We start from the raw sequence: 25,561 nt of genomic DNA, 5'->3' as shown, positions 1-25,561 counted from the left end.
CGAAAGCGGTGGGTCTGTACCGGTAAGCTAGCTGGCAGAGCGCTATCGCAGGCAAGCCAGCTCCCACATTGGGCATTGCCCAAATTGGTAGGAGCTGGTTCCGGCCAAATCCCAGGCATAAAAAAAGCACCCCTCGGGGTGCTTTTTTGTGCTCGCTCGCTTAACGCTTCAGCGAAGCCGGCAGGTGCGGCTGGATCGCCGTCAGTACTGCCTTGAAGCATTTGGTGTTGCCTGCAACCACGTGACCCTTCTCCAGGAAATCGTGGCCGCCGGTGAAGTCGCTCACCAGGCCGCCGGCTTCTTGAATCAGCAGGGCGCCTGCAGCCATGTCCCACTCGGACAGGCCCGACTCCCAGAACGCATCAAAACGACCAGCGGCCACATAGGCCAGGTCCAGGCTGGCTGCACCGGCGCGGCGGATGCCGGCGGTCTGGCCAACCAGGGCGCGGAACATGCCCAGGTAGTTTTCCAGGTTGTCCATCTGGTCATCACGGAACGGGAAGCCGGTGCCCAGCAGGGCGCCGTCCAGGCTGGTGCGACCGCTGACGCGCAGGCGGCGGCCGTTCAGCTGGGCGCCACGGCCACGGCTGGCGGTGAATTCTTCCTGGCGAACCGGGTCGAGTACGACGGCGTGTTCCAGACGGCCACGGTATTTGCAGGCAATGCTCACGGCAAAGTGCGGGATGCCGCGCAGGAAGTTGGTGGTGCCATCCAGTGGGTCGATGATCCACAGGTAGTCTTCGCCTTCGCCGCTGCCTTTGTGCAGGCCGGTTTCTTCGCCGAGGATGCCGTGGGTAGGGTAGGCCTTGCGCAGGGCGTCGATGATTTTCTGTTCGGCGGCGCGATCCACCTCGGATACATAATCCTTGGCGTCTTTTTCGTCGACCTTGATGGTATCCAGGCGCTCGATGGAGCGGAAGATCAATTCACTGGCGCTGCGGGCGGCGCGCAGCGCGATATTCAGCATGGGCTGCATGGATGTGTCACCTAAGGTTGTTAAAGAAAGCCGAGCATTCTAGCAGAAACTTTCTTCAGGTGAAGGACGACGTTCGCTTTCATGGCATAACCTTAGGCTGTTCTGTAAGATTTGCTCCCCTTTCCCGTGTCCGAGAGCGCCTCCCTTGCTGCAAAACATTCGTGTCGTCCTCGTCAATACCAGTCACCCCGGCAATATCGGCGGGGTGGCGCGGGCTATGAAGAACATGGGGCTGACGCGCCTGGTGCTGGTGGAGCCACGTGTGTTCCCACACCATGAGGCCGACGCTCGCGCCTCCGGCGCCAATGACATCCTGGAAAAAGCCCAGGTCGTCGCCAGCCTGGAAGATGCTCTGGTCGGTTGTAATCTGGTGCTCGGCACCAGCGCCCGCGACCGCCGCATTCCCTGGCCGCTGCTCGATCCTCGCGAATGCGGGGCCAAAGTGGTCGAAGAGGCGGCCGGCGGCGCCGAAATCGCCTTGGTATTTGGTCGTGAAGACTCCGGCCTGACCAATGACGAGCTGCAGCGATGTCATTTTCACGTGCACATCCCATCGGACCCTGAATTCAGCTCGCTGAACCTCGGGGCCGCCGTGCAAGTGTTGAGTTATGAAGTGCGAATGGCCTGGTTGGCGGCACAAGGCCAGCCGAGCAAGATGGAGAAGGACGAGGTTGCATCCACCAAAAGTGGCGAGTTGGCCACCATGGATGAGCTGGAGCGGTTCTATGAGCACCTGGAGCAAACCCTGGTGGCCATCGAATTCCTCGATCCGGAAAAACCACGGCACTTGATGGCGCGCCTGCGCAGGCTTTACGGACGCAGCTCGGTCAGCCGGGCAGAAATGAATATATTGCGTGGCATCCTCACGGAAACCCAGAAAGCGGCCCGTGGCGAGCTTCTTAAGCGGAAGGATTAAAAATGTTCGAGCGTTTGCGAGAAGATATCCAGAGTGTTTTCCACCGTGACCCGGCGGCGCGCAACGCCTTTGAAGTGCTGACCTGCTATCCCGGGATGCATGCGATCTGGATTCACCGTTTGTCCGGTGCCTTGTGGGGTATGGGCTGGAAGTGGCTGGCGCGGCTGGTGTCGAACTTCGGTCGCTGGCTGACCGGGATCGAGATTCATCCGGGGGCCAAGGTGGGTCGTCGCTTCTTTATCGACCATGGCATGGGCATCGTTATTGGTGAAACCGCCGAGATTGGTGACGATGTGACCCTGTACCAGGGCGTGACTCTGGGCGGCACCACCTGGAACAAGGGCAAGCGTCACCCGACCCTTGAAAATGGCGTGGTGGTCGGGGCGGGGGCCAAGGTCCTGGGGCCGTTTACCGTCGGTGCTGGGGCCAAGGTCGGCTCCAATGCCGTAGTCACCAAGGCGGTGCCGCCAGGCGCCACCGTGGTAGGGATTCCCGGGCGGATTATCGTCAAACCGGAAGTCGGCGATGAGCAGGAGGCCAAACGCAAGGCCATGGCCGAGAAAATCGGCTTCGATGCCTACGGCGTCAGCGAAGACATGCCGGACCCGGTGGCGCGCGCCATTGGCCAGTTGCTCGACCATCTGCAGGCGGTAGACGGCAAGTTGGACGGCATGTGCGGCGCGCTGAAGGATCTGGGCAGTCCCTACTGTGCGAAGGATCTGCCTGAGTTGCGCGAAGAAGACTTCGCCGAAATAAAGGACGAAGCCGCCACCAAGGCCGGCTGAGTCCTCGCGATCATCGCAAGCCCTCCCCCTTGTGGAAGCTGGCTTGCCCGCGAAAGCGGTGTCTCAGTCGCCTAAAAGAATGGCTGCCCCACCGCTTGCGCGAACAAGCCAGCTCCCACAATTGATCTGCCGCGTGCCTGGCAATGCAGGTTGTCCGCTGCCGCTGTTCGATCCCACCCCGTCCTGCTACAATCCGCGCGCCCTTTTTACGGGTATTCCTGACTAAAGTACTAGGTCTTATAGTTGACTTAAATACTCGGGAATCGCATACTTGCTCCCATTCTGAAACACCTTGGTACTTGTCCATGAGACTGACTACAAAAGGCCGTTACGCGGTGACCGCCATGCTTGACCTGGCCCTGCACGCGCAAAACGGGCCGGTGTCCCTGGCCGATATCTCCGAGCGCCAAGGCATTTCCCTGTCTTACCTTGAGCAACTGTTCGCCAAGTTGCGCCGCAGTAACCTGGTTTCCAGTGTGCGCGGCCCGGGCGGCGGTTATCAGTTGTCCCGCGACATGCAGGGCATCCAGGTTGCCCAGGTGATCGACGCGGTGAATGAATCCGTCGATGCCACCAAGTGCCAGGGCCTGGGTGATTGCCATGCCGGCGACACCTGCCTGACGCACCACTTGTGGTGTGACCTGAGCCTGCAGATCCATGAGTTTTTGAGTGGTATCAGCTTGGCTGATCTTGTGACTCGCCGTGAGGTGCAGGAAGTAGCCCAGCGTCAGGACCAGCGCCGATGCAACACCAAGGCGCCGCGCCTGGACAAGATTGAAGCGTCCGCCGTCGAGTGACAGCCGCAGAGCTAACGGCACGCCAGCCAGCCTGATTTAGGAGAAAGTCCATGAAATTGCCGATTTACCTTGATTACTCAGCGACCACCCCGGTTGATCCGCGTGTCGCGCAAAAGATGAGCGAGTGCCTGCTGGTTGACGGAAACTTCGGCAACCCGGCCTCTCGCTCCCACGTTTTTGGCTGGAAGGCCGAGGAAGCGGTGGAGAACGCTCGTCGCCAGGTCGCAGACCTGGTCAATGCCGACCCGCGTGAAATCGTCTGGACTTCCGGTGCCACCGAGTCCGACAACCTGGCAATCAAGGGCGCCGCGCATTTCTATGCGACCAAGGGCAAGCACCTGATCACCACCAAGATCGAGCACAAGGCCGTCCTCGACACCATGCGCCAACTGGAGCGTGAAGGTTTCGAGGTTACCTACCTTGAGCCGACCACTGACGGTATCGTCACCCCGGCGATGATCGAAGCCGCGATGCGTGATGACACCATTCTGGTTTCCGTGATCCACGTAAACAACGAAATCGGCACCATCAACGACATCGCCGCCATTGGCGAGCTGACCCGCTCCAAGGGCGTGTTGCTGCATGTCGATGCTGCCCAGTCCACCGGCAAGGTCGACATCGACCTGTCCAAGCTGAAAGTCGACCTGATGTCGTTCTCGGCCCACAAGACCTACGGCCCCAAAGGCATTGGCGCGCTGTACGTGAGCCGCAAGCCACGTGTGCGCATCGAAGCCACCATGCACGGCGGCGGTCACGAGCGCGGCATGCGTTCGGGCACCCTGGCGACCCACCAGATCGTGGGCATGGGCGAAGCCTTCCGCGTAGCCAAGGAAGACATGGCTGCCGAAAACGTGCGCATCAAGGCCCTCAGCGATCGCTTCTACAAGCAGGTCGAGAACCTTGAAGAGCTGTACATCAACGGCAGCATGACCGCCCGCGTACCGCACAACCTGAATTTGAGCTTCAACTACGTTGAAGGCGAGTCGCTGATCATGGCGCTCAAGGACCTGGCGGTTTCGTCTGGTTCGGCCTGCACCTCGGCCTCCCTTGAGCCGTCCTATGTCCTGCGCGCCCTGGGCCGCAACGACGAGTTGGCGCACAGTTCCATCCGCTTTACGTTCGGCCGTTTCACCACCGAAGAAGAAGTTGACTACGCGGCGCAGAAAGTCTGCGAAGCGGTCACCAAGCTGCGCACTCTGTCGCCGCTGTGGGACATGTTCAAAGACGGTGTCGATATTTCCAAGATCGAGTGGGCGGCACACTAAATATAGAAGCCGCCACCCAAGCTCTGTAGGAACGTGGCGGAAAACGCAGGCGTTTCTACAGGGTTCCAGAGCGGCCCTGATGAGTGAGGATTGAGTACCATGGCTTACAGCGAAAAGGTCATCGACCACTACGAAAACCCGCGCAACGTCGGCAAGATGGACGCGGAAGATCCTGATGTCGGCACCGGCATGGTCGGCGCTCCGGCGTGCGGCGACGTCATGCGCCTGCAGATCAAGGTCAACGAGCAGGGCATCATCGAAGATGCCAAGTTCAAGACCTATGGCTGCGGTTCGGCCATCGCCTCCAGCTCCCTGGCGACTGAGTGGATGAAAGGCAAGACTCTGGATGAAGCAGAGACCATCAAGAACACTCAGCTGGCCGAAGAACTGGCCCTGCCGCCAGTGAAAATTCACTGCTCGGTACTCGCCGAAGACGCCATCAAGGCGGCCGTTCGCGACTACAAGCAGAAGAAAGGCTTGATCTAAGCATTTGGCGACGAGTAAGGAGTCAACGATGGCTATCAGCATGACAGAAGCGGCTGCGCGGCACGTGCGACGCTCCCTGGATGGGCGCGGTAAAGGTGAGGGGATTCGTCTGGGTGTGCGCACCACGGGCTGTTCCGGCCTTGCCTATGTGCTGGAGTTCGTCGACGAGGTGGTTGCGGAAGACCAGGTGTTCGAAAGTCACGGCGAGAAAGTGATCATCGACCCTAAAAGCCTGACCTACCTGGACGGCACCGAGCTCGATTTCGTCAAGGAAGGGTTGAACGAAGGCTTCAAGTTCAACAACCCCAACGTGCGCGGTGAATGTGGCTGCGGCGAAAGCTTCAACATCTGAGGCTATTTGTGGGTACTCCTTGTCATTTCGCTTTATTCGAGTTGCAGCCGAGTTTTCGCCTGGACCTCGAACAGCTTGCCACGCGCTACCGTGAATTGGCGCGTGGGGTGCATCCGGACCGCTTTGCCGACGCTTCCGAGCGTGAGCAACGCCTGGCGCTGGAGCAGTCAGCCAGCCTCAACGAAGCCTATCAGACGCTCAAAAGCCCTCCCAAGCGCGCGCGTTACCTGCTCGCCATGGGCGGTCGCGAGTTGCCGCTGGAAGTTACGGTCCATGACCCTGATTTCCTGATGCAGCAGATGCAATGGCGCGAGGAGCTCGAAGACTTGCAGGACGAGGCCGATCTGGCTGGCGTCGCGGTCTTCAAGCGCCGTCTGAAAGTGGCCCAGGATGAGCTCAACGAAAGCTTCGCAGCTTGTTGGGATGATGCAGCGCAGCGTGAACAGGCCGAACGCCTGATGCGGCGTATGCAGTTCCTCGACAAGCTCACTTACGAAGTGCGCCAGTTAGAAGAGCGCCTCGACGATTAACCCAGTGCTGCACAGATTGCACGCCTGATAGACAGATAAGACCTGATTACCATGGCTCTACTGCAGATCGCCGAACCCGGCCAAAGTCCTCAACCGCACCAGCGTCGCCTGGCGGTTGGCATCGACTTGGGTACTACCAATTCACTGGTCGCCGCACTGCGCAGCGGTCTCTCCGAGCCGCTGCCCGATGCTGATGGCCAGGTGATCCTGCCGTCCGCCGTGCGCTATCACGCTGACCGCACCGAAGTGGGCGAGTCGGCCAGGCTCGCGGCCTCTACCGATCCGTTGAACACGGTGTTGTCGGTCAAGCGCTTGATGGGTCGTGGGTTGTCCGACGTCAAGCAATTGGGCGATCAACTGCCGTACCGCTTTGTCGGCGGTGAATCCCATATGCCGTTTATCGACACCATCCAAGGCCCGAAAAGCCCGGTGGAAGTGTCGGCCGATATCCTCAAGGTCCTGCGCCAGCGCGCAGAAACCACCTTGGGCGGCGAGCTGGTAGGGGCGGTGATCACCGTTCCGGCATATTTCGATGATGCCCAGCGCCAAGCCACCAAGGATGCGGCGAAACTGGCCGGCCTCAATGTCTTGCGCCTGCTCAACGAGCCAACCGCTGCTGCCGTGGCCTATGGCCTGGACCAGCATGCCGAAGGCCTGGTCGCGATTTACGACCTGGGTGGCGGTACTTTTGATATTTCCATCCTGCGCCTGACTGGCGGTGTTTTCGAAGTCCTGGCTACCGGTGGCGACAGTGCTCTGGGGGGTGACGACTTCGACCACGCCATCGCCGGTTGGATCATCACCAGCGCGGGCCTGTCCGCCGACCTCGATCCAGGCGCCCAGCGCAATCTGCTGCAAACGGCCTGCGCGGCCAAAGAAGCCCTGACTGACGCTGCATCTGTTGAGGTTTCCTACGGCTCATGGTCGGCTCAACTGACCCGTGAAGCCTTCGATGCGCTGATCGAGCCGATGGTTGCCCGTAGTCTGAAAGCCTGCCGTCGCGCCGTGCGTGACTCCGGTATCGAGCTGGAAGAAGTTGGCGCAGTGGTCATGGTTGGCGGTTCGACCCGTGTGCCACGGGTTCGCGAAGCCGTGGCCGAAGCCTTTGGTCGTCAGCCGCTGACCGAAATCGATCCGGATCAAGTGGTGGCCATTGGTGCTGCGATCCAGGCCGATACCCTGGCTGGCAACAAGCGAGAGGGTGGCGAACTGCTTCTGCTCGACGTAATTCCGTTGTCCCTGGGCCTGGAAACCATGGGTGGCTTGATGGAGAAGGTGATTCCACGCAACACCACCATTCCCGTCGCCCGCGCCCAGGACTTCACCACGTATAAAGATGGCCAGACGGCCATGATGATTCATGTGCTGCAAGGCGAGCGTGAGCTGATCAGCGACTGCCGCTCCCTGGCGCGCTTTGAATTGCGCGGCATCCCGGCGATGGTCGCGGGTGCAGCGAAGATTCGCGTGACCTTCCAGGTCGACGCCGATGGCCTGCTCAGTGTGGCCGCGCGTGAGTTGGGCTCGGGCGTTGAAGCCAGTATCCAGGTCAAGCCGTCCTACGGCCTGACCGACGGCGAAATCGCCAAGATGCTCAAGGATTCGTTCCAGTATGCCGGTGATGACAAGGTCGCCCGTGTACTGCGTGAACAGCAAGTCGATGCCCAGCGCCTTCTCGAGGCTGTGCAGGGCGCCCTTGAGGCCGACGGCGAGCGCCTTCTGGATGCTGAAGAACGCCTGGTCATCGATCTGCAGATGCAGGAACTGGCCGAATTGATGAAAGGCACCGATGGTTATGCCATCGAACAACAGACCAAGCGCCTTTCACAAGTAACCGATGCCTTTGCCGCCCGTCGTATGAACCAGACGGTGAAAGCCGCCCTGGCGGGACGCAACCTGAATGAAATTGAGGAATAACTGATGCCGCAGGTCATTTTTCTGCCACACGCCGAGCATTGCCCGGACGGTATGGTCGTGGAGGCTGAGACCGGCAAGTCCCTTCTCGAAGTCGCCCATGACAACCACATCGAGATTGAGAGTGCCTGTGGTGGCGTCAATGCCTGCACCACCTGTCACTGCATTATCCGCGAAGGTTTCAATAGCCTCGAAGAGGCCGATGAGCTGGAAGAGGACTATCTTGATAGGGCATGGGGCCTGGAACCGACTTCGCGCCTGAGCTGTCAGGCAAAGGTGGGGACTGAAGACCTCACCGTCGAAATTCCGAAGTATTCGCTCAACCATGCGGCCGAAGCGCCGCACTGATTCAAGGAAGTGTCATGAGTCTTAAATGGGTTGATGTGCAAGAGATCGCTATTCTGCTGGCCGATGGCCATCCGGATATGGATCCCTATTCGGTGAACTTTGTAGCTTTGCGTGACATGGTCATGGCCTTGCCAGGGTTCGACGACGAGCGGGATCGCGGCGGTGAAAAGGTTCTTGAAGCTATCCAGACTGCCTGGAAAGAAGAACAGGACTGAAGCCTCCCTCACGCAGTTAGGCAATACCCAAGAACCCGCGTATAATTCGCGGGTTTAATTTTTCGCAAATTACCGTTTCTGGAGTTACACCATGGCTGTTCAACGTACTTTCTCCATCATCAAGCCTGACGCTGTTGCAAAAAACGTCATCGGCGAGATCACCACTCGTTTCGAAAAAGCCGGCCTGAAGGTTGTAGCTTCGAAACTCAAGCAACTGTCCAAGGCTGAAGCTGAAGGCTTCTACGCTGAGCACAGCGCTCGTGGTTTCTTCGGCGACCTGGTTGCCTTCATGATCTCCGGTCCTGTTGTTGTACAGGTTCTGGAAGGCGAAAACGCTATCGCTCTGAACCGTGAGCTGATGGGCGCTACCAACCCTAAAGAAGCTGCTGCCGGCACCATCCGTGCTGACTTCGCTGACTCCATCGACGCCAACGCTGTACACGGTTCGGACTCCGAAGCCGCTGCTGCTCGCGAAATTTCGTACTTCTTCGCAGCTACTGAAGTAACCACTCGCTAAGCATTGGCTTAAGAGTGAAGGTGAATCCATGACTACATCGACTGTAAAAACCAACCTGCTGGGGCTGACTCAACAGGAAATGGAAAAATTCTTCGACTCAATCGGGGAGAAGCGTTTCCGTGCCGGTCAGGTAATGAAGTGGATTCACCACTTTGGCGTCGACGATTTCGACGCCATGACGAACGTCAGCAAGGCCCTGCGCGACAAGCTCAAGGCTATTGCCGAGGTTCGTGGTCCCGAGGTTGTCAGCGAGGACATCTCCAGCGACGGCACCCGTAAGTGGGTGGTGCGCGTGGCGTCCGGCAGTTGCGTCGAGACCGTCTACATTCCCCAGGGCAAGCGCGGCACTTTGTGCGTTTCGTCCCAGGCAGGCTGTGCCCTGGACTGCAGTTTCTGCTCCACCGGCAAGCAAGGCTTCAATAGCAACCTCACTGCCGCCGAAGTCATCGGCCAGGTGTGGATTGCCAACAAATCCTTTGGCAGCGTCCCGGCAACCGTCGACCGTGCCATCACCAACGTGGTGATGATGGGCATGGGTGAGCCGCTGCTGAACTTCGACAACGTGATTGCGGCCATGCATTTGATGATGGACGACCTGGGCTACGGCATCTCCAAGCGCCGTGTGACCCTGTCGACCTCCGGCGTGGTCCCGATGATCGATGAGCTGGCCAAGCACATCGACGTCTCCCTGGCGTTGTCGCTGCACGCACCCAATGACGCATTGCGTAACCAATTGGTGCCGATCAACAAGAAGTATCCGCTTAAGATGCTGCTCGAGTCTTGCCAGCGTTATATGGCGACCTTGGGTGAGAAGCGCGTGCTGACCATTGAGTACACCATGCTCAAGGACATCAACGACAAGGTCGAACACGCGGTCGAGATGATCGAGTTGCTCAAGAACACCCCGTGCAAGATCAACCTGATCCCGTTCAACCCGTTTCCCCATTCTGGCTACGAGCGGCCGAGCAACAACGCCATCCGCCGTTTCCAGGATCAACTGCACCAGGCAGGCTACAACGTGACTGTGCGCACCACCCGTGGTGAAGACATCGACGCCGCCTGTGGCCAATTGGTCGGACAGGTGCTGGACCGCACCCGTCGCAGCGAGCGTTATATCGCCGTGCGTGAACTGAACGCCGCCGACGATTTGCCGCAAATTGCTGTGAATCGAATCTGAGAGAGGATCTCTATGCCCTTGCGCCTTGCGCTGCTTTTGCTTGTTGCCAGCCTCTCGGTTGGCTGTGTTTCATCGGGCTCTGACAGCCCGTTGCAAACCGGCAAGGGCCGTGACGAAGCGCGTGCTGCCTATGTGCAGTTGGGGCTGGGTTACCTGCGCCAGGGGTTGAGCGAGCAGGCCAAGGTGCCGCTGCAAAAGGCCCTGGCCCTCGACAACCAGGATGCCGACGCCAATGCGGCGCTGGCCCTGGTATTCCAGGCCCAGGCCGAGCCCGAGCTGGCCGACCAGTATTACCAGAAGGCTCTGGCGGTTCGCCCCCATGATCCGCGCCTGCTCAATAACTACGGCAGCTTCCTGTTCCAGCAGGAACGTTATGAACAAGCATCCGGTTATTTCCAGCAGGCCGCCACTGATACCCTATATCCTGAACGTTCGCGGGTTTTCGAGAACCTTGGGGTGACGTCTGTGCGCCTTGGCCAGCGGGAAAACGCCCGCCAGCAACTGGAAAAAGCCCTGCACCTGAACCAACGCCAGCCACGGGCCTTGCTTGAAATGGCCCAGTTGTCGTTTGAAGACAGGCATTATGTGCCGGCACGTGACTATTACGAGCGTTTTAGCCTGCTCAGTGGGCAAAATGCACGTAGTCTATTGCTCGGTGTGCGCCTGGCCACGGTTCATGAAGAACGCGACAAGGCCGCACGTTTTGGCCAGCAACTAGAACGACTCTATCCCGGTACGCCGGAATATCAGCAATACCTGTCGGAGCAATGATGAAAGCCGCGCACCCGGAAGTTGTAGCCGCTAATCGCGTTAACCCAGGCGAGACCTTGCGTCAGGCCCGCGAAATCAATGGTTGGTCACTGGAAGAAGTGGCCCTCAAGCTCAATTTGACCACCACTTCCCTGGGCAACCTGGAAAACGGCGCGTTCGACAAACTGCCCGGGCATACCTTCGCCCGCGGTTATATCCGTGCCTACGCCAAGCTGCTGGGCACCGACCAGGCCATCCTGGTCCAGCAATTCGACCAGTTCACCGGTACCGACTCCCAGGGCAGCAACGTGCACGGTCTCGGTCGTATTGAAGAGCCGGTGCGCGTTTCCCACACTATTTTGCGAATTGTCAGCCTGTTGCTGCTGATTGCAGTGATCGGTGGTGGCTTTATCTGGTGGCAGGATCAGACCTCGCTGCGCAGCAAGGACCTGGTCAGCAACGCCCTGGAGCATGTCGAAGTCGAAAGCGCCGACGGCACCACCCAGATCCACCCCCTGGACGAGCCGGAAGACCAGGCTGTGGCCCAGGGCGAGGCCGCAGCTGGAACCAACCTTGACCTGCAAGCGGCTCAACCGCCCGTCGATGCCGGCACTGAATCGGCTCCGGCCGCCGTTGCACCGGCTCCAGCCGTGCCGGCAACCCCGGCTCCGGTCACTGCGGTCCAGGCGCCCGCCGCTCCGGCCCCGACCCCGGTCGCGCCAACGGTAGCCGCCCCTGTCGCCCAGGCGCCTGCCAGTGTGGCCGGCGATGGCCGTCTCCAGATTACCTACGTCGCTGACTGCTGGACACAAGTCACCGATGGCAATGGCAAGGTCCTGTTCAGTGCTTTGAAGCGTAAGGGAGATACGCTTGATCAGGTCGGCAAGCCTCCTTTGACGCTGCGTCTGGGCTTTGCCCGTGGCGCGCAAGTGGCCTATAACGGCCAGCCTGTGGACGTGGCGCCGTTCACCAGTGGCGAGACCGCTCGCCTGAAGTTGGGACAATAGTCATGCACGGCGAATCTCCAATCAAACGTCGCGTATCGCGCAAGATCTGGGTTGGCTCCGTGCCGGTGGGTGGCGATGCCCCCATCGCCGTACAGAGCATGACCAACAGCGACACCAATGATGTGGCGGCCACCGTGGCCCAGATCAACCGCCTGGAGGCTGCGGGCGTCGATATCGTGCGGGTTTCCGTGCCGGATATGGACGCCGCCGAAGCCTTCGGCCGCATCAAGCAACTGGTCAAGGTGCCGTTGGTCGCCGATATTCACTTCGACTACAAGATCGCTCTGCGCGTAGCCGAACTGGGCGTCGACTGTCTGCGGATCAACCCGGGCAACATCGGCCGCGAAGACCGAGTGCGTGCCGTGGTCGACGCTGCCCGCGATCGCGGGATCCCGATCCGTATCGGCGTCAACGCCGGTTCCCTGGAAAAAGACCTGCAAAAGAAATATGGCGAGCCTACTCCGGCAGCGCTGGTCGAGTCCGCACTGCGCCATGTCGAGCACCTTGAACGCCTGAATTTCCAGGACTTCAAGGTCAGCGTAAAGGCTTCCGACGTGTTCATGGCCGTAGAAGCCTACCGCCTGTTGGCCAAGGAAATCGTGCAGCCGTTGCACCTGGGCATCACTGAAGCCGGCGGTTTGCGTTCAGGCACAGTGAAATCTGCAGTAGGTCTCGGTATGCTGCTGGCCGACGGGATTGGCGATACCATTCGCATCTCCCTGGCGGCGGACCCGGTAGAGGAAGTGAAAGTCGGCTACGACATTCTCAAATCCCTGCATCTACGCTCCCGTGGCATCAATTTTATTGCCTGCCCGAGCTGCTCGCGGCAGAACTTCGACGTGGTGAAAACCATGAACGAGTTGGAAGTACGCCTGGAAGATCTGCTGGTGCCGCTGGATGTCGCGGTCATCGGTTGTGTGGTCAACGGGCCAGGTGAGGCCAAAGAGGCACATGTGGGCCTGACCGGCGGTACCCCGAACCTGATTTACATCGACGGCAAGCCGTCGCAGAAATTGACGAATGACAATCTGGTGGATCAGCTCGAAAAGCTGATCCGCGACAAAGCGGCCGAGAAGGTCGCCGCAGACGCAGCGCTGATCGCTCGCGGCTGATTGAACGAATTTAAGGATTTGATGTGAGCAAGTCTCTGCAAGCCATCCGTGGCATGAACGACATCCTGCCCGAACAGACGCCCCTGTGGCGCTATTTCGAGAGCACGGTCGCGCGCCTGCTGGATAACTACGGTTACAAGCAGATCCGCATGCCAATCGTCGAGTTCACCGAGCTGTTCAAGCGCTCCATCGGTGAAGTGACCGACATCGTCGAAAAAGAGATGTACACCTTCGAGGACCGCAACGGCGACTCCCTGACCCTGCGTCCGGAAGGTACCGCTGCGTGCGTGCGCGCCGTGCTCGAACATGGCATCACCGGTGGTGGGCAGACTCAGAAGCTGTGGTACATCGGCCCGATGTTCCGGCACGAACGCCCGCAAAAAGGCCGTTATCGCCAGTTTCACCAGATCGGTTGCGAAGTCTTCAACCTCGATGGCCCGGATATCGATGCCGAGTTGATCGTACTGACCTGGCGCCTGTGGGGCCAGTTGGGCATTCGCGACGCGGTCAAGCTTGAACTCAACAGCCTGGGCACCAGCGAATCCCGTGGCCGCTACCGCGAAGCCCTGGTCGAGTACCTGTCGGCCCACCTGGACAAGCTCGATGAAGACAGCCAGCGTCGCCTGAAGACCAACCCGTTGCGCGTCCTCGATACCAAGAACGCCGACACCCAGGCCGTGCTGGTCGACGCGCCGAAAATGGCCGACTACCTGGACGATGAATCCCGCACGCATTTCGAGGGCCTCAAGGCTCGCCTGGATGCGGCCGGTATTCCCTACGTGATCAACCCCAAGTTGGTGCGCGGCCTCGATTACTACAGCAAGACCGTGTTCGAGTGGGTCACCGACAAGCTCGGCGCCCAGGGCACCGTGTGTGCCGGTGGTCGCTACGACGGCCTGGTCGAGCAGATGGGCGGCAAGCCGACCACGGGCGTGGGCTTTGCCATGGGCATCGAGCGGCTGATCCTGCTGCTGGAAACCCTGGAGCAGATCCCCGAAGAAATTTCCCGTCAGGTGGACGTGTACCTGTGCGCCTTTGGCGAGGCGGCCGAACTGGCTGGCCTGGCCTTGAGCGAACAGTTGCGCGACCAACTGCCGAGCCTGCGCCTGCAGGTCAATGCCGGCGCTGGCAGCTTCAAGAGCCAATTCAAGAAAGCCGACAAGAGTGGCGCGTTGTACGCGCTGATCCTGGGCGACGATGAACTGGCCCAGCAAGTAGTAAGTGTCAAACCCCTGCGTGGCCAGGGCGAACAACAAAGCATTGCCTTTGATGCGCTTGCCGCGCACTTGGCCACCTGCATCGTGCAGGGTTGAAGCTGTCAAACAGCCGAATTTAGCGATTAAGGAGTATTGGGGTGTCGAGTACTGAAGATGATCAGCTGGCCGAGTTCAAAGACTGGTGGCAGCGTAACGGCAAACCCCTGGTAACTGGCGGCCTGTTGGCGCTGGTAGTGGTGTTCGGTTGGCAGGCGTTCCAGAAGTATCAGAGCAATCAGTCGCAAGGCGCCTCGATGCTCTATCAGCAACTGCTGGAAACCACGCTGACCCCTACTGGCAAGCCTGATCCTGCCCAAGTGGCGGACCTGGCCGGCAAGCTGAAAAACGAATTTGGCGGTAGCACCTACGCCCAATACGGCAGCCTGTTCGTCGCGAAAGTCGCGGTTGATACCGGCAAGCTGGATGACGCAGCCTCCGAACTCAAAGCCATCGCCGACAAGCCGAGCAACCCGACCCTGGGTGAAATCGCACGTCAGCGCCTGGCCCAGGTCCTGGCTGCACAGAACAAGGCCGACGAAGCACTGAAACTGCTCGACGGCGATGCTGACAAGGCATTTGTAGCCACTCGCGAAGAGCTCAAGGGGGACCTGCTGGTCCAATTGGGTCGTACCGACGAAGCCAATGCTGCGTACCAAAAAGCCAAGGCTGCGCTGTCTGATGAAGCAGCGGTCGGTGGCTTACAAATCAAGCTGGACGACTTGGCCAAAGGGGATGCGTGACGTGATCCGTTGGAAACATGCAGCATTGCTGGCTCTGGCCGTTTTGGCCGCGGGTTGCAGCAGCAACAGCAAAAAAGAACTGCCTCCGGCCGAGCTGACCAGCTTCAAGGAAGAAGTGGTCCTGCAAAAGCAGTGGAGCCGCTCCATCGGTGACGGCCAGGGTGATACCTACAACATGTTGGTACCGGCAATCGACGGTGACAACATTGTGGCCGCTGACGTGAATGGTGTCGTGATCTCCATGGACCGCATGAACGGCGACGTCAAGTGGAAGAAAGATCTCGAACTGCCGGTTTCCGGCGCCGTTGGCGTGGGTTACGGCATGGTGATGATCGGCACGCTGAAAGGCGAAGTCGTTGCCCTGGATTCGAGCACCGGTGAAGAGAAATGGCGCGCTCGCGTGACCAGTGAAGTGCTCGCACCGCCTGCCACCAATGGCGATATCGTCGTGGTGCAAACCCAGGATGACCGTGTCATCGGCCTTGACGCCAACACCGGTGAGCAGCGCTGGCTGTACGACAGCACCCCTGCGGTGCTGACATTGCGCGGTACCAGTGGTCCGGTTGTGACCAATAACCTGGCGCTGGCAGGTCTTTCGACCGGTAAAGTGGTCGCCCTGGATACCCAGAACGGCGTGCCGGCCTGGGAATCGCGGGTCGCCATTCCGCAAGGTCGCTCCGAGTTGGACCGTGTCGTGGACATCGACGGTGGCTTGCTGCTGTCGGGTGAAACCCTGTACGTCGCCACTTACCAGGGCCGCGTTGCGGCGCTGGACCTGCAAAGCGGCCGTGTTCTCTGGCAGCGTGATGCCTCCAGCTACGCCGGTGTCGCCCAAGGGTTTGGCAGCGTCTACGTGAGCCTGGCATCCGGTACCGTTGAAAGCGTCGACGAGCGTTCCACCACAGCCCTGTGGAGCAACGACTCGCTGGCTCGCCGTCAACTGTCGGCGCCGGAAGTGTTCTCCAGCTATGTAGCGGTAGGCGACCTGGAAGGTTACCTGCACCTGCTGAGCCAGGTGGACGGGCGCTTTGTCGGCCGTGAACGTATCGACAGCGACGGCCTGCGTGCGCGTCCGCTGGTGGTAGGCAACATGCTTTATGTGTTTGGTAACAGCGGCAAGCTGGAAGCCCTGACCATCAAGTAAGAACTATGCTTGGGGTAACCCCCAGGCGGCCCTACTTCAATACCTGTTGCTGTAGGAGCGAGCTTGCTCGCGAAGGACGTCAACGATAACGCGGGTTTTCTGGATAAACGCGTCGTCCTCGGGTTTTTCGCGAGCAAGCTCGCTCCTACAGTAGCGGGGGCAGAGCAGGGCATGTGGCATTTCAAATGCCGCCCCGAGCACCAGCCGCTGCCTTGCAGCGGCTTTTGTATTTTCTGAAATAACGCAGTGGAGAGCCGCATGGTTCCCGTAATCGCCCTGGTGGGCCGACCTAACGTCGGCAAGTCCACCTTGTTCAACCGCCTGACCAGGACTCGCGACGCCATCGTCGGCGACTTGTCCGGTCTGACCCGTGATCGCCAATACGGTGAGGCAAAGTGGCAAGGGCGCTCCTACATTATTGTCGACACCGGTGGTATCTCCGGTGACGAGCATGGCATGGACGAAAAGATGGCCGAGCAGTCGCTGCTGGCCATTGAAGAAGCCGATGTCGTGTTGTTCCTGGTGGATGCCCGTGCGGGCTACACCGCTGCCGACCAGATGATCGGCGAGCACCTGCGCAAGCGCAACAAGCGTTCCTATCTGATCGCCAACAAGATCGACAACATCGATCCTGAGGCGGCCCGCGCCGAATTCAGCCCGATGGGCCTGGGTGACGCGATCCCGGTCGCCGGTGCCCATGGTCGCGGCATCACCCAGATGCTGGAAATCGCCCTGCGCGACTTCCCCAAGGATGACGCCGACGAAGTTGAAGGCGAAGAAGAACTCGTTGCCGAAGGTGAGGAAGCCAAGCGCATTCCTGGCCCAAGCGAAAAAGACGGCATCAAGATCGCCATCATTGGCCGTCCGAACGTCGGCAAGTCGACCCTGGTCAACCGCATGCTCGGTGAAGACCGGGTAATCGTCTATGACCAGCCCGGCACCACCCGTGACAGCATCTACATCCCGTTCGAGCGCAACGACGAGAAGTACACGCTGATCGACACCGCCGGTGTGCGCAAGCGCGGCAAGATCCACGAGGAAGTCGAAAAGTTCTCGGTGGTGAAAACCCTGCAGGCGATCAAAGACGCCAACGTGGTGATCTTCGTCATGGACGCCCGCGAAGGCGTGGTCGACCACGACCTCAACCTGCTGGGCTTTGCCCTGGAGGCCGGTCGGGCATTGGTGATCGCGATCAACAAATGGGACGGCATGACCCCGAGCGAGCGTGACTTCGTCAAGGTCGAGCTGCAACGCCGGTTGTTCTTCGTCGACTTCGCCGACATCCACTTTATCTCGGCGCTGCACGGCACCGGCGTGGGCAACCTCTACGCCTCGGTACAGAACTCGTTCAAGTCCGCGGTCACCCGCTGGCCGACCAACCGCCTGACCCAGATCCTTGAGGATGCAGTTGGCGAGCACGCGCCGCCGATGGTCAACAACCGCCGGATCAAGCTGCGTTACGCCCACTTGGGTGGTGCCAACCCGCCGATTATCGTGATCCACGGTAACCAGATCGAGAAGGTGCCTAAGTCCTACGTGCGCTACCTGGAAAACACCTACCGTCGTGTCTTGAAGCTGGTCGGTACGCCGATCCGCATCGAGTTCAAAGGTGGCGAGAACCCGTACGAAGGCAACAAGAACAGCCTGACTGACCGCCAAGTGAACAAGAAACGTCGCTTGATGAGCCACAACAAGAAGGCTGACAAAAAGCGTAAAGACCGCCGCTGACCGTGGGGCTGGCGTGTGTGGGAGCGGGCTTGCCCGCGATAGCGATAGATCAGACACCAACTTGCTGACTGACCCACCGCTACCCAGGCAAGCCAGTACCTATACCAGTTAGGCGTTACCCAAAAAGGGCTCTGAACGAGCCCTTTTTTGTGCCTCACGATTGACCCCTCGGCGCTTGCAGCTTACAACTTGTAACTCACCGTCAGGGGCCCACCGAATGATCACCAGCAAGCTGCCAAACGTCGGCACCACCATCTTCACCACCATGTCGCAACTCGCTGCGCAAACCGGCGCGCTGAACCTGTCCCAGGGCTTCCCCGATTTCAACGGCCCCCAGGCCTTGCTCGACGCGGTGGGCAAACATGTTGCCAACGGTCATAACCAATACGCGCCAATGACCGGTCTACCGGCCCTGCGCCAGCAAGTGGCGGCCAAGGTCGCCCGCAGCTACGGCGTGCAGGTTGATCCCGACAGCGAGGTGACCATCACCCCCGGCGCCACCCAGGCGATCTTCTGTGCGATCCAGGCGGTGATCCGCAGCGGTGATGAAGTCATCGTCTTCGACCCGTGCTACGACAGCTACGAGCCCTCTGTGGAGTTGGCCGGCGGTCGTTGTGTGCATGTGCCATTGGGGCTGGCGGACTTCAGCCTGGATTTCGAGCAGATCAAGGCCGCGCTATCACCGCGCACGCGCATGATCATCCTCAACACCCCGCACAACCCCAGCGGTGCCCTGATCAGCTGTGCCGAGCTGGACCAGTTGGCCGAGCTGATCCGTGACCGCGATATCTATCTGGTCAGCGATGAGGTCTACGAACACCTGGTATTCGATGGCGTGCCCCACGTCAGCGTCCTGGCCCACGAGGAGCTGTATCAGCGCGCGTTCGTGGTCAGCTCTTTTGGCAAGACCTACCACGTCACCGGCTGGAAAACCGGTTACGTGGTTGCGCCTGCGGCCTTGAGCGCCGAACTGCGCAAGGTGCATCAATACGTCAGCTTCTGCGGCGTGACGCCGTTGCAGTTTGCCCTGGCCGACTTTATGGCCGAGCACCCTAAACACGTCGAGGAGCTACCGGCTTTTTACCAGGCCAAGCGTGACCTGTTCTGCGATCTGCTGGCCCCCTCGCGTTTCAGTTTCACGCGGGTGGCCGGTACTTACTTTCAACTGGTGGATTACTCACAGATTCGCCCGGATCTGGATGACGTGGCCATGTCGCTGTGGATGACCCGCGAACATGGCGTGGCGACGATTCCGGTCTCGGTGTTCTACCAGAACCCACCCCAAGGCCAGCGCCTGGTGCGCCTGTGCTTTGCCAAACGCGAGGAGACGCTGCGCCAAGCAGCCGAGAAACTATGCGTGATCTGAGTGCGTTACCCGATCTGAACATCGCCCTGGTTCAGACCACCCTGGCCTGGCATGACCGCCAAGCCAACCTGGAGCATTTCGAGTTGCTGCTGGAGCAAGCCAGGGGCGCCGACTTGATCGTGCTGCCGGAAATGTTCACTACCGGTTTTTCCATGGAGTCCGAAGCCCTGGCCGAAGCCGAAAACGGCCCGACCCATGAGTGGCTCAAGGTCCAGGCGCAGCAGTACAACGCGGTAGTCACCGGTAGCGTGATTATCCAGGCCGCCGATGGCAGTCACCGCAACCGCCTGTTGTGGGCGCGACCCGATGGCGAGGTGTTGCACTACGACAAGCGGCACCTGTTTCGCATGGCGGGCGAGCACAATCACTACACCCCCGGCGAGCGGCAGGTGCAGTTCGAGCTCAAGGGCTGGCGGATTCGCCCGTTGATCTGCTACGACCTGCGCTTCCCGGTGTGGAGTCGTGATGCCCAGGATACGGACCTGTTGTTGTACACCGCCAATTGGCCGGGGGCACGGCGCCAGCACTGGAACCGCCTGTTGCCGGCGCGGGCCATCGAGAACTTGTGCTATGTGGCGGCGGTAAACCGGGTAGGAACGGACGGCAAGGGGTTTGCTTACACGGGGGACAGCCAAGTCCTCGACTTCCAGGGCGAAAGCCTGTTGAGCGCAGGGGAGGCGGACGGGGTGTTCCAGGTCTGCCTGGAGGCGGCGCAGTTGGCGGAGTATCGCCAGAGGTTTCCGGCGAACCTGGATGCCGATAGCTTTCAGTTTGTCTGATAAATCTTTGGTGTATGGGAGATAGCTATCGCGGGCAAGCCCGCTCCCACAGGGAAATGCATTCCAAATGTGGGAGCGGGCTTGCCCGCGATAGGGCCATCAGCACCACGCCAGCCCCAAAGTAAAAAGGCCCCTGGATTCGCATCCAGGGGCCTTTGGCTTTTCAGCGGTCAGTTACGCCGCTTTCGCTTCCAGCTGGCTCAACGAGCGGTTCAGCGCGCTGAACACCGCCTTGAAGCTGGCCGTGGTGATGTTTTCATCAATCCCCACGCCATGCACCGGACGCTCGCCGTTCACGCGCAGTTCGATGTAAGCCGCAGCCTTGGCGTTAGTACCTGCGCCGATCGCGTGCTCGTTGTAGTCCATGATCTCGACACCAATCGGCAGGCCGGCCACCAGCGCTTCCAGCGCGCCGTTGCCTTTGCCGTGCCAGCGCAGGTTGGTTTCGCCCTGGCCCTTGCCGGAGACTTCAACTTCTACCGAGCTGTTGCCGTTTTCTTCTTGCAAGCGGTGGCTGACCAGCGCGTACGGGGTGTTGGCTTGCAGGTATTCACGCTGCAGCAACGCGTGGATCTGCGAGGCGGTCATCTCCAGGCCCACGCGGTCGGTTTCGGCCTGGACTACCTGGCTGAACTCGATCTGCATGCGGCGTGGCAAGCTGATGCCGTATTCCTGTTCCAGCAGGTAAGCGATACCGCCCTTGCCCGACTGGCTGTTGACGCGGATCACCGCTTCGTAGCTGCGGCCAATATCGGCCGGGTCGATTGGCAAGTACGGCACTTCCCACAAGGCATCCGGTTTCTGCTGGGCGAAGCCTTTGCGGATTGCATCCTGGTGCGAGCCGGAGAACGCGGTGTGGACCAGATCGCCCACATACGGGTGACGTGGGTGCACCGGGATCTGGTTGCACTCCTCGACCACTTTGCGCACGCCGTCGATATCGGAGAAGTCCAACTCAGGGTTTACGCCCTGGGTGTAGAGGTTCAAGGCGACGGTGACGAGGTCGACGTTACCAGTACGCTCGCCGTTGCCGAACAGGCAGCCTTCGACACGGTCGGCACCCGCCATCAGGCCCAGCTCGGTGGCGGCGACGCCAGTGCCACGGTCGTTGTGGGTGTGCAGGCTGATGATCACGCTGTCACGACGGTTGATATGGCGACCGAACCATTCGATCTGGTCGGCATAGATGTTCGGCGTGGCGCATTCCACGGTGGCCGGCAGGTTGAGGATCATCTTGTGCTCGGGCGTCGGGTTCCACACCTCGATCACTGCGTCACATACTTCCTTGGCGAATTCCAGCTCAGTGGCGCTGAAGGTCTCTGGCGAGTACTCGAAAGTCCACTGGGTTTCAGGCTGCTGGGCGGCGTACTTGACGAACAGCTTGGCGGCGTCGACCGCGATGGCCTTGATCCCGTCCTTGTCCTGATTGAACACGATACGGCGGAAGGATGGCGAGGTGGCGTTGTACAAGTGCACGATGGCTTTCTTGGCGCCGCGCAAGGATTCGAAAGTACGCGCGATCAAGTCTTCACGGCCCTGGGTCAGCACCTGGATGGTGGTGTCCTCGGGGATATGGTTGTCTTCGATCAGGGTGCGTACGAAGTCGAAGTCAGTCTGCGAAGCGGCCGGGAACGAGGCTTCAATCTCTTTCACGCCCACCGAGACCAGGGTTTTCCAGAAACGCAGTTTCTTCACGGCGTCCATCGGTTCGATCAACGACTGGTTGCCGTCGCGCAAGTCGGAACTGCACCAGATCGGCGCGGTGGTGATGGTCTTCGACGGCCAGGTACGGTCCGGGATATCAATGGTCGGGAACGCGCGGTATTTCGAAGACGGGTCTTTGAGCATGCTCATCAGAAGAATCCTTGTTGTAGGGCCGAGAAGAGGCGGCCTGCCAGAAAGCGTTTATTAGGGATGCAAACCGGGGACGAGGCAGATCGATTCAGCCTGGCAGTCGTGCGCTGACGAGGCACAGGCTGCGGTGCTGGCGGAGCTGAATGAGGGTGTGAGAGGTTTTCATAAGCTCAACCCTAACCGGCGAGGTGAAAGATGGCAAGCAGTCGGAAAAAATTGAGAGAAGTTCTGCTATTGATCTGGTAAACGAGATTTTATAGTGAGTAAAGTCTGGAAGCTTTGTTTTATTTGCGTGAGGGTTTGCAGACGCGCAATCAGTGCAGACTGATCTGGCGCCATCGCGTGCAAGCCTGCGATGACGCCAGTCTGCCCCGCGATCAGATCAAGGCTGGAACGCCCCTATAAAGATCGCCGGGTCCACTCGCGCATCATTCAAGCTGATATTCCAATGCATATGCGGCCCGGTCGCTCGGCCCGTCGAACCGACCTTGCCAACCACCGCCCCGCGCACCAGTTGCTGGCCCACCTTCACATCAATCTTCGACATATGGCAGAACATGCTGATAAAGCCCTGGCCGTGGTCGACAAACACCGTGTTGCCGTTAAAGAAGTAGTTCCCCACCAGAATCACCTTGCCATTGGCCGGGGTCTTGATCGGCGTGCCAGCGGGCACCGCGAAGTCCAGGCCCGAGTGCGGGTTGCGTTCTTCACCGTTGAAGAAGCGGCGCACGCCGAACTTGCTGGACAGCGGGCCGTTCACTGGCTTGTCCAGCACCAGGTTGCTTGGCAAGTTCGGGCTGAAGCTGCGGTAAGCCTTGAGCTGCACGGCCAACTCGCCCTCGATGCGCTTGAGTTGCGCAGGCTCGGGGTTGACCTGGCTTTTGTTCTTCAGGGTGATGCGCTGCTCTGGATACTTCTTGAAACCGACGATAAACGGTAGGTTGCGCCCACCGCTGCTAATGCGCTCGTTACCGGGCTTGACCGTCAGCGGGATGCCGACAATCGCCAGCCAGTTGTCCTGTTCCTTGACCACTAGCACCGGTTTGCCCTGATAAGTGGCTTTCGGCGCGGCGGCCCCAGGGCCCAGGTCGACCACGGCCACGCCACCGGGCACCGGCTTGTTCAGGGTGCGGGTGATGTAGCTGTCGGCGTGGGCGTTAAAAGCGAGGCACAGCAGCAGCAACAGGCTAAATAGACGAGGCATCAATCAATCCAGTAATGAAAGGGTGACGGGTGTCAGGTGGTTATCTTCCACCCGCACTTGCAGTTGGCCCTCACCGAGACGCGCGGTCAGGCGCTGGCCGGTATGGGTTTGCGCGGCATTGCGAATGGCCTGGCCGCGCTCGTCCAGCAGGATGCTGTAGCCACGGCCCAGGGTCGCCAGCGGGCTGACCACCTGCAACGTCTGCACCTGGCTTTGCAGTTGCAGGCGGCGCGCCTTGAGACCTTCGCGCATGGCCCGGGGCAGGCGCTCGGCGAGGCTGTCCAGGCGCTGGCGCAGCAGGGCCAGTTGGCGCCCCGGGTGCTGGCCGGCCAGGCGGGTTTCGAGGCGGATCAGGCGTTCGCGACGGGTATTGAGGCTGCGCTCGAACGCCCTACGCAGGCGCATATCCAGGTCATCCAGACGCTGGGCCTGCTGGCGCAGACGCTCACCGGGGTGACGCAGGCGCCGGGCCATGCCTTCCAGGCGCAGGCGGTCGTGGGTCAGTCGATTGCGCATCAACATCACCAGGCGCCGGTGCAGGCTTTCGACCTGGCGTACCAGGTTGCTGGCATCCGGCGCCAGCAACTCAGCGGCAGCCGAGGGCGTGGGGGCGCGCACATCGGCCACGAAGTCACTGATGGATACATCGGTTTCATGGCCAACCGCACTGACGATAGGCGTGACACACGCATCGATGGCACGGGCCACGGCTTCTTCGTTGAAACACCAGAGGTCTTCCAGCGAGCCGCCGCCACGGGCCAGGATCAGCGCATCAAAGCCCCGGGCATCCGCCAGCTTGAGGGCGCGGACAATCTGCGCCACTGCTTCACGGCCCTGCACGGCGGTGGGGATCAGGGTCAGTTGCACGTTTGGTGCACGGCGGGCGAATACACTGATGATGTCGCGAATCACCGCGCCGGTGGGTGAACTGATAATGCCGATGCGGCGCGGATGGGCCGGCAGCGGCACCTTGCGCTCGGCACTGAACAGCCCTTCGGCGCTGAGCTTTTCCTTCAAGGCATCGAAGGCCAGGCGCAGCGCACCATCGCCGGCTGGCTCTACAGTGTCGAGGATCAACTGGTAGTCGCCACGCCCCTCGAACAGCGAGACTTTGCCCCGCACCTTGACCGCCAGGCCATCCTTCAATGCCTGGCGCACGCGCGCGGCGTTGTTGCGAAACAGCGCACACCGTACCTGCGCGCCGCTGTCCTTGAGGGTGAAATACACATGCCCAGAGGCCGGGCGGGCGAGGTTGGAGATCTCGCCTTCGACCCAGATATTGGTGAACACGTCCTCGAGCAACACCCGAGCGCGGCCGTTGAGTTGGCTGACAGTCAGGACTTCGCGGTCCAGGCCCAGGCGGGCAAACGGGTCTTTCATCATGGCAAGAGATCTTTAGTCATGGGCGGCAGTTTATAGGCATTCGGCCAGTGTTTGACAGAACTGCGCAACCAACGCGCTCGGCGCCTGCGCACAGGCCAGGGCCACTGTGCTGTGACAATCAGGGTCGGCCAGGGGCAGGAAGTGAATGTTGGCCGGGGCGATATCACGCATCGACTCGGGCAGCAGCGCAATGCCAAATCCAGCCTGGATCAACTGCAGTTGGGTGGTCTTGCGCGACATCACCCGCGCGGCCTTGGGGAAAAATCCGGCACGCATGCACAACTCGGCCGACAGGTAACTCAGGCCGCCGCGTTGTGGGTGGGGGATCGAAATAAAGGCTTGGTCTTTCAATTGCGCCAGTTCAATGGCCGAGGAATGCCGGGCCAAAGGATGGGTAGGAGGTACAGCCAGCAGCAGTGGCTCTTTATACAGAGGCACGATACGTACCCCTTCGCGCTGGCGCAGCACCGGCAGGCGCAGCAGGCCGACCTCCAGCCGACCGTCGGCAATGTCCTCCAACTGCGCTTCTGAGGACAGTTTGACGATATCCATCGACACCCCGGGACACTGCTCCAGCCAGGCGCCGATCCCGCGCAGGACACGCCCGCTCATCGGCACCGTGCTGGAGTGGCTCAGGCGGAGCGTGCCGAGTTGGCCGTGGCCGACCTGGGTCGCCAATTCACTGGCCTTGTGCAACTCGCCCAGCAGGTTGCGCGCCCGTGGATAAAACGCCTCGCCGGCGGCCGTCAGGCGCGGGAGGCGGGCGGTGCGCTCGAACAGCGGGGTTTGCAGGAGGGTTTCCAGCTCCTTGATCTGCCGGCTGAGGGCCGATTGCGCGACAAACAGGCGCTCGGCGGCAGCGCTGAAGCTGCCACTCTCGGCAATTTCGACGAAGTAACGCAGTTGTCGGGTAGAAATCACCAGTCATGCCTTTTTGAGATAGATGGATGGCTTTGAAGATAT

Annotated in this window: 27 protein-coding genes; 22 read left to right on the top strand and 5 right to left on the bottom strand. The window is 60.3% G+C overall.

Annotated features, from left to right (window positions below):
* Nucleotides 1–160: 160 nt before the first annotated feature.
* A complete protein-coding gene (gene suhB / locus HKK57_RS04495) occupies nt 161–976 on the bottom strand; it encodes a type III secretion system regulator SuhB (protein ID WP_003175971.1) in 816 nt (271 codons plus the stop codon).
* 145 nt (nt 977–1,121) lie between these two features.
* Here suhB and trmJ point away from each other — a divergent pair, with 145 nt between their 5' ends.
* From trmJ to HKK57_RS04385, 22 genes are all read left to right on the top strand, one after another.
* Complete coding sequence (trmJ, locus tag HKK57_RS04490) at nt 1,122–1,892, top strand: tRNA (cytosine(32)/uridine(32)-2'-O)-methyltransferase TrmJ (protein ID WP_070994736.1); 771 nt, start codon at nt 1,122–1,124, stop codon at nt 1,890–1,892.
* A 2-nt stretch (nt 1,893–1,894) separates the two neighbouring features.
* Nucleotides 1,895–2,677 (top strand): serine O-acetyltransferase, encoded by a 783-nt coding sequence (gene cysE / locus HKK57_RS04485; protein ID WP_029298570.1) that lies wholly within the window; start codon nt 1,895–1,897, stop codon nt 2,675–2,677.
* A gap of 305 nt (nt 2,678–2,982) precedes the next feature.
* A complete protein-coding gene (iscR, locus tag HKK57_RS04480) occupies nt 2,983–3,474 on the top strand; it encodes a Fe-S cluster assembly transcriptional regulator IscR (protein ID WP_003210305.1) in 492 nt (163 codons plus the stop codon).
* Between the two features lie 50 nt (nt 3,475–3,524).
* Nucleotides 3,525–4,739 carry an IscS subfamily cysteine desulfurase gene (locus HKK57_RS04475; RefSeq protein WP_169389826.1) on the top strand — a complete coding sequence of 405 codons (1,215 nt, stop codon included), beginning with the start codon at nt 3,525–3,527 and terminating at the stop codon, nt 4,737–4,739.
* A gap of 99 nt (nt 4,740–4,838) precedes the next feature.
* Nucleotides 4,839–5,225, top strand: a complete 387-nt coding sequence (gene iscU, locus HKK57_RS04470) for a Fe-S cluster assembly scaffold IscU (protein WP_003443374.1) — start codon at nt 4,839–4,841, stop codon at nt 5,223–5,225.
* A gap of 28 nt (nt 5,226–5,253) precedes the next feature.
* The gene (iscA, locus tag HKK57_RS04465; protein ID WP_010565230.1) at nt 5,254–5,577 is read left to right on the top strand and encodes an iron-sulfur cluster assembly protein IscA; all 324 of its coding nucleotides are present in this window, start codon (nt 5,254–5,256) and stop codon (nt 5,575–5,577) included.
* 8 nt (nt 5,578–5,585) lie between these two features.
* Nucleotides 5,586–6,107 carry a co-chaperone HscB gene (gene hscB / locus HKK57_RS04460; RefSeq protein ID WP_038446309.1) on the top strand — a complete coding sequence of 174 codons (522 nt, stop codon included), beginning with the start codon at nt 5,586–5,588 and terminating at the stop codon, nt 6,105–6,107.
* Between the two features lie 51 nt (nt 6,108–6,158).
* Nucleotides 6,159–8,021: a Fe-S protein assembly chaperone HscA gene (hscA, locus tag HKK57_RS04455; RefSeq protein WP_029298553.1), complete on the top strand. Its 1,863-nt coding sequence runs from the start codon at nt 6,159–6,161 to the stop codon at nt 8,019–8,021.
* Nucleotides 8,022–8,024: 3 nt separating this feature from the next.
* Nucleotides 8,025–8,366: an ISC system 2Fe-2S type ferredoxin gene (gene fdx / locus HKK57_RS04450; RefSeq protein WP_029298551.1), complete on the top strand. Its 342-nt coding sequence runs from the start codon at nt 8,025–8,027 to the stop codon at nt 8,364–8,366.
* Between the two features lie 14 nt (nt 8,367–8,380).
* Nucleotides 8,381–8,581 carry a Fe-S cluster assembly protein IscX gene (gene iscX, locus HKK57_RS04445; RefSeq protein ID WP_029298549.1) on the top strand — a complete coding sequence of 67 codons (201 nt, stop codon included), beginning with the start codon at nt 8,381–8,383 and terminating at the stop codon, nt 8,579–8,581.
* Nucleotides 8,582–8,672: 91 nt separating this feature from the next.
* Nucleotides 8,673–9,098: a nucleoside-diphosphate kinase gene (ndk, locus tag HKK57_RS04440; protein WP_017846179.1), complete on the top strand. Its 426-nt coding sequence runs from the start codon at nt 8,673–8,675 to the stop codon at nt 9,096–9,098.
* Between the two features lie 28 nt (nt 9,099–9,126).
* The gene (gene rlmN, locus HKK57_RS04435; protein WP_029298546.1) at nt 9,127–10,275 is read left to right on the top strand and encodes a 23S rRNA (adenine(2503)-C(2))-methyltransferase RlmN; all 1,149 of its coding nucleotides are present in this window, start codon (nt 9,127–9,129) and stop codon (nt 10,273–10,275) included.
* 12 nt (nt 10,276–10,287) lie between these two features.
* Nucleotides 10,288–11,046: a type IV pilus biogenesis/stability protein PilW gene (pilW, locus tag HKK57_RS04430; protein WP_029298544.1), complete on the top strand. Its 759-nt coding sequence runs from the start codon at nt 10,288–10,290 to the stop codon at nt 11,044–11,046.
* Complete coding sequence (locus HKK57_RS04425; RefSeq protein ID WP_169389825.1) at nt 11,046–12,032, top strand: RodZ domain-containing protein; 987 nt, start codon at nt 11,046–11,048, stop codon at nt 12,030–12,032. The genes pilW and HKK57_RS04425 overlap by 1 nt, the downstream gene beginning before the upstream one ends.
* Nucleotides 12,033–12,034: 2 nt before the next feature.
* The gene (gene ispG, locus HKK57_RS04420; protein ID WP_029298540.1) at nt 12,035–13,144 is read left to right on the top strand and encodes a flavodoxin-dependent (E)-4-hydroxy-3-methylbut-2-enyl-diphosphate synthase; all 1,110 of its coding nucleotides are present in this window, start codon (nt 12,035–12,037) and stop codon (nt 13,142–13,144) included.
* Between the two features lie 23 nt (nt 13,145–13,167).
* On the top strand, nt 13,168–14,457 hold the full coding sequence (gene hisS, locus HKK57_RS04415; protein ID WP_029298538.1) for a histidine--tRNA ligase: 1,290 nt from the start codon (nt 13,168–13,170) through the stop codon (nt 14,455–14,457).
* Between the two features lie 41 nt (nt 14,458–14,498).
* Nucleotides 14,499–15,140 (top strand): YfgM family protein, encoded by a 642-nt coding sequence (locus HKK57_RS04410; protein WP_029298536.1) that lies wholly within the window; start codon nt 14,499–14,501, stop codon nt 15,138–15,140.
* A complete protein-coding gene (gene bamB / locus HKK57_RS04405; RefSeq protein ID WP_029298534.1) occupies nt 15,133–16,284 on the top strand; it encodes an outer membrane protein assembly factor BamB in 1,152 nt (383 codons plus the stop codon). Before HKK57_RS04410 ends, bamB begins: the two co-directional genes overlap by 8 nt.
* 63 nt (nt 16,285–16,347) lie before the next feature.
* Nucleotides 16,348–16,521, top strand: a complete 174-nt coding sequence (locus HKK57_RS04400) for a hypothetical protein (protein ID WP_158682871.1) — start codon at nt 16,348–16,350, stop codon at nt 16,519–16,521.
* Between the two features lie 21 nt (nt 16,522–16,542).
* Nucleotides 16,543–18,012 carry a ribosome biogenesis GTPase Der gene (der, locus tag HKK57_RS04395; RefSeq protein WP_029298532.1) on the top strand — a complete coding sequence of 490 codons (1,470 nt, stop codon included), beginning with the start codon at nt 16,543–16,545 and terminating at the stop codon, nt 18,010–18,012.
* A 217-nt stretch (nt 18,013–18,229) separates the two neighbouring features.
* The gene (locus HKK57_RS04390) at nt 18,230–19,378 is read left to right on the top strand and encodes a pyridoxal phosphate-dependent aminotransferase (RefSeq protein ID WP_169389824.1); all 1,149 of its coding nucleotides are present in this window, start codon (nt 18,230–18,232) and stop codon (nt 19,376–19,378) included.
* Entirely contained in the window at nt 19,366–20,157 is a 792-nt protein-coding gene (locus HKK57_RS04385) for an amidohydrolase (protein WP_169389823.1), read from the top strand. Before HKK57_RS04390 ends, HKK57_RS04385 begins: the two co-directional genes overlap by 13 nt.
* 174 nt (nt 20,158–20,331) lie before the next feature.
* Here the strand turns inward: HKK57_RS04385 and leuA are convergent, their stop codons facing one another.
* The 4 genes from leuA to HKK57_RS04365 all read right to left on the bottom strand — a co-directional run bounded on the left by leuA (nt 20,332) and on the right by HKK57_RS04365 (nt 25,519).
* Nucleotides 20,332–22,011 carry a 2-isopropylmalate synthase gene (gene leuA / locus HKK57_RS04380; RefSeq protein WP_029298525.1) on the bottom strand — a complete coding sequence of 560 codons (1,680 nt, stop codon included), beginning with the start codon at nt 22,009–22,011 and terminating at the stop codon, nt 20,332–20,334.
* Nucleotides 22,012–22,393: 382 nt separating this feature from the next.
* Nucleotides 22,394–23,215 carry a M23 family metallopeptidase gene (locus tag HKK57_RS04375; RefSeq protein ID WP_092233837.1) on the bottom strand — a complete coding sequence of 274 codons (822 nt, stop codon included), beginning with the start codon at nt 23,213–23,215 and terminating at the stop codon, nt 22,394–22,396.
* A gap of 3 nt (nt 23,216–23,218) precedes the next feature.
* Nucleotides 23,219–24,598, bottom strand: coding sequence for an exodeoxyribonuclease VII large subunit (gene xseA / locus HKK57_RS04370; protein ID WP_070994742.1), 1,380 nt, complete (start codon nt 24,596–24,598; stop codon nt 23,219–23,221).
* A gap of 30 nt (nt 24,599–24,628) precedes the next feature.
* Nucleotides 24,629–25,519, bottom strand: a complete 891-nt coding sequence (locus HKK57_RS04365; protein WP_169389822.1) for a LysR family transcriptional regulator — start codon at nt 25,517–25,519, stop codon at nt 24,629–24,631.
* Nucleotides 25,520–25,561: the final 42 nt, after the last annotated feature.

This window comes from Pseudomonas sp. ADAK21 (assembly GCF_012935735.1).
GTDB classification, from domain to species: Bacteria; Pseudomonadota; Gammaproteobacteria; order Pseudomonadales; family Pseudomonadaceae; genus Aquipseudomonas; species Aquipseudomonas proteolytica.
This window is presented reverse-complemented; position numbering and strand designations above follow the sequence as displayed.

Excerpts from the sequence above, each read along its gene's own strand:
- suhB (WP_003175971.1), bottom strand. The coding sequence starts at position 976 with ATGCAGCCCATGCTGAATATCGCGCTGCGCGCCGCCCGCAGCGCCAGT.
- cysE (WP_029298570.1), top strand. The coding sequence starts at position 1,895 with ATGTTCGAGCGTTTGCGAGAAGATATCCAGAGTGTTTTCCACCGTGAC.
- iscR (WP_003210305.1), top strand. The coding sequence starts at position 2,983 with ATGAGACTGACTACAAAAGGCCGTTACGCGGTGACCGCCATGCTTGAC.
- HKK57_RS04475 (WP_169389826.1), top strand. The coding sequence starts at position 3,525 with ATGAAATTGCCGATTTACCTTGATTACTCAGCGACCACCCCGGTTGAT.
- iscU (WP_003443374.1), top strand. The coding sequence starts at position 4,839 with ATGGCTTACAGCGAAAAGGTCATCGACCACTACGAAAACCCGCGCAAC.
- iscA (WP_010565230.1), top strand. The coding sequence starts at position 5,254 with ATGGCTATCAGCATGACAGAAGCGGCTGCGCGGCACGTGCGACGCTCC.
- hscA (WP_029298553.1), top strand. The coding sequence starts at position 6,159 with ATGGCTCTACTGCAGATCGCCGAACCCGGCCAAAGTCCTCAACCGCAC.
- fdx (WP_029298551.1), top strand. The coding sequence starts at position 8,025 with ATGCCGCAGGTCATTTTTCTGCCACACGCCGAGCATTGCCCGGACGGT.
- iscX (WP_029298549.1), top strand. The coding sequence starts at position 8,381 with ATGAGTCTTAAATGGGTTGATGTGCAAGAGATCGCTATTCTGCTGGCC.
- ndk (WP_017846179.1), top strand. The coding sequence starts at position 8,673 with ATGGCTGTTCAACGTACTTTCTCCATCATCAAGCCTGACGCTGTTGCA.
- rlmN (WP_029298546.1), top strand. The coding sequence starts at position 9,127 with ATGACTACATCGACTGTAAAAACCAACCTGCTGGGGCTGACTCAACAG.
- pilW (WP_029298544.1), top strand. The coding sequence starts at position 10,288 with ATGCCCTTGCGCCTTGCGCTGCTTTTGCTTGTTGCCAGCCTCTCGGTT.
- HKK57_RS04425 (WP_169389825.1), top strand. The coding sequence starts at position 11,046 with ATGAAAGCCGCGCACCCGGAAGTTGTAGCCGCTAATCGCGTTAACCCA.
- ispG (WP_029298540.1), top strand. The coding sequence starts at position 12,035 with ATGCACGGCGAATCTCCAATCAAACGTCGCGTATCGCGCAAGATCTGG.
- bamB (WP_029298534.1), top strand. The coding sequence starts at position 15,133 with ATGCGTGACGTGATCCGTTGGAAACATGCAGCATTGCTGGCTCTGGCC.
- der (WP_029298532.1), top strand. The coding sequence starts at position 16,543 with ATGGTTCCCGTAATCGCCCTGGTGGGCCGACCTAACGTCGGCAAGTCC.
- HKK57_RS04390 (WP_169389824.1), top strand. The coding sequence starts at position 18,230 with ATGATCACCAGCAAGCTGCCAAACGTCGGCACCACCATCTTCACCACC.
- HKK57_RS04385 (WP_169389823.1), top strand. The coding sequence starts at position 19,366 with ATGCGTGATCTGAGTGCGTTACCCGATCTGAACATCGCCCTGGTTCAG.
- leuA (WP_029298525.1), bottom strand. The coding sequence starts at position 22,011 with ATGAGCATGCTCAAAGACCCGTCTTCGAAATACCGCGCGTTCCCGACC.
- HKK57_RS04375 (WP_092233837.1), bottom strand. The coding sequence starts at position 23,215 with ATGCCTCGTCTATTTAGCCTGTTGCTGCTGCTGTGCCTCGCTTTTAAC.
- xseA (WP_070994742.1), bottom strand. The coding sequence starts at position 24,598 with ATGATGAAAGACCCGTTTGCCCGCCTGGGCCTGGACCGCGAAGTCCTG.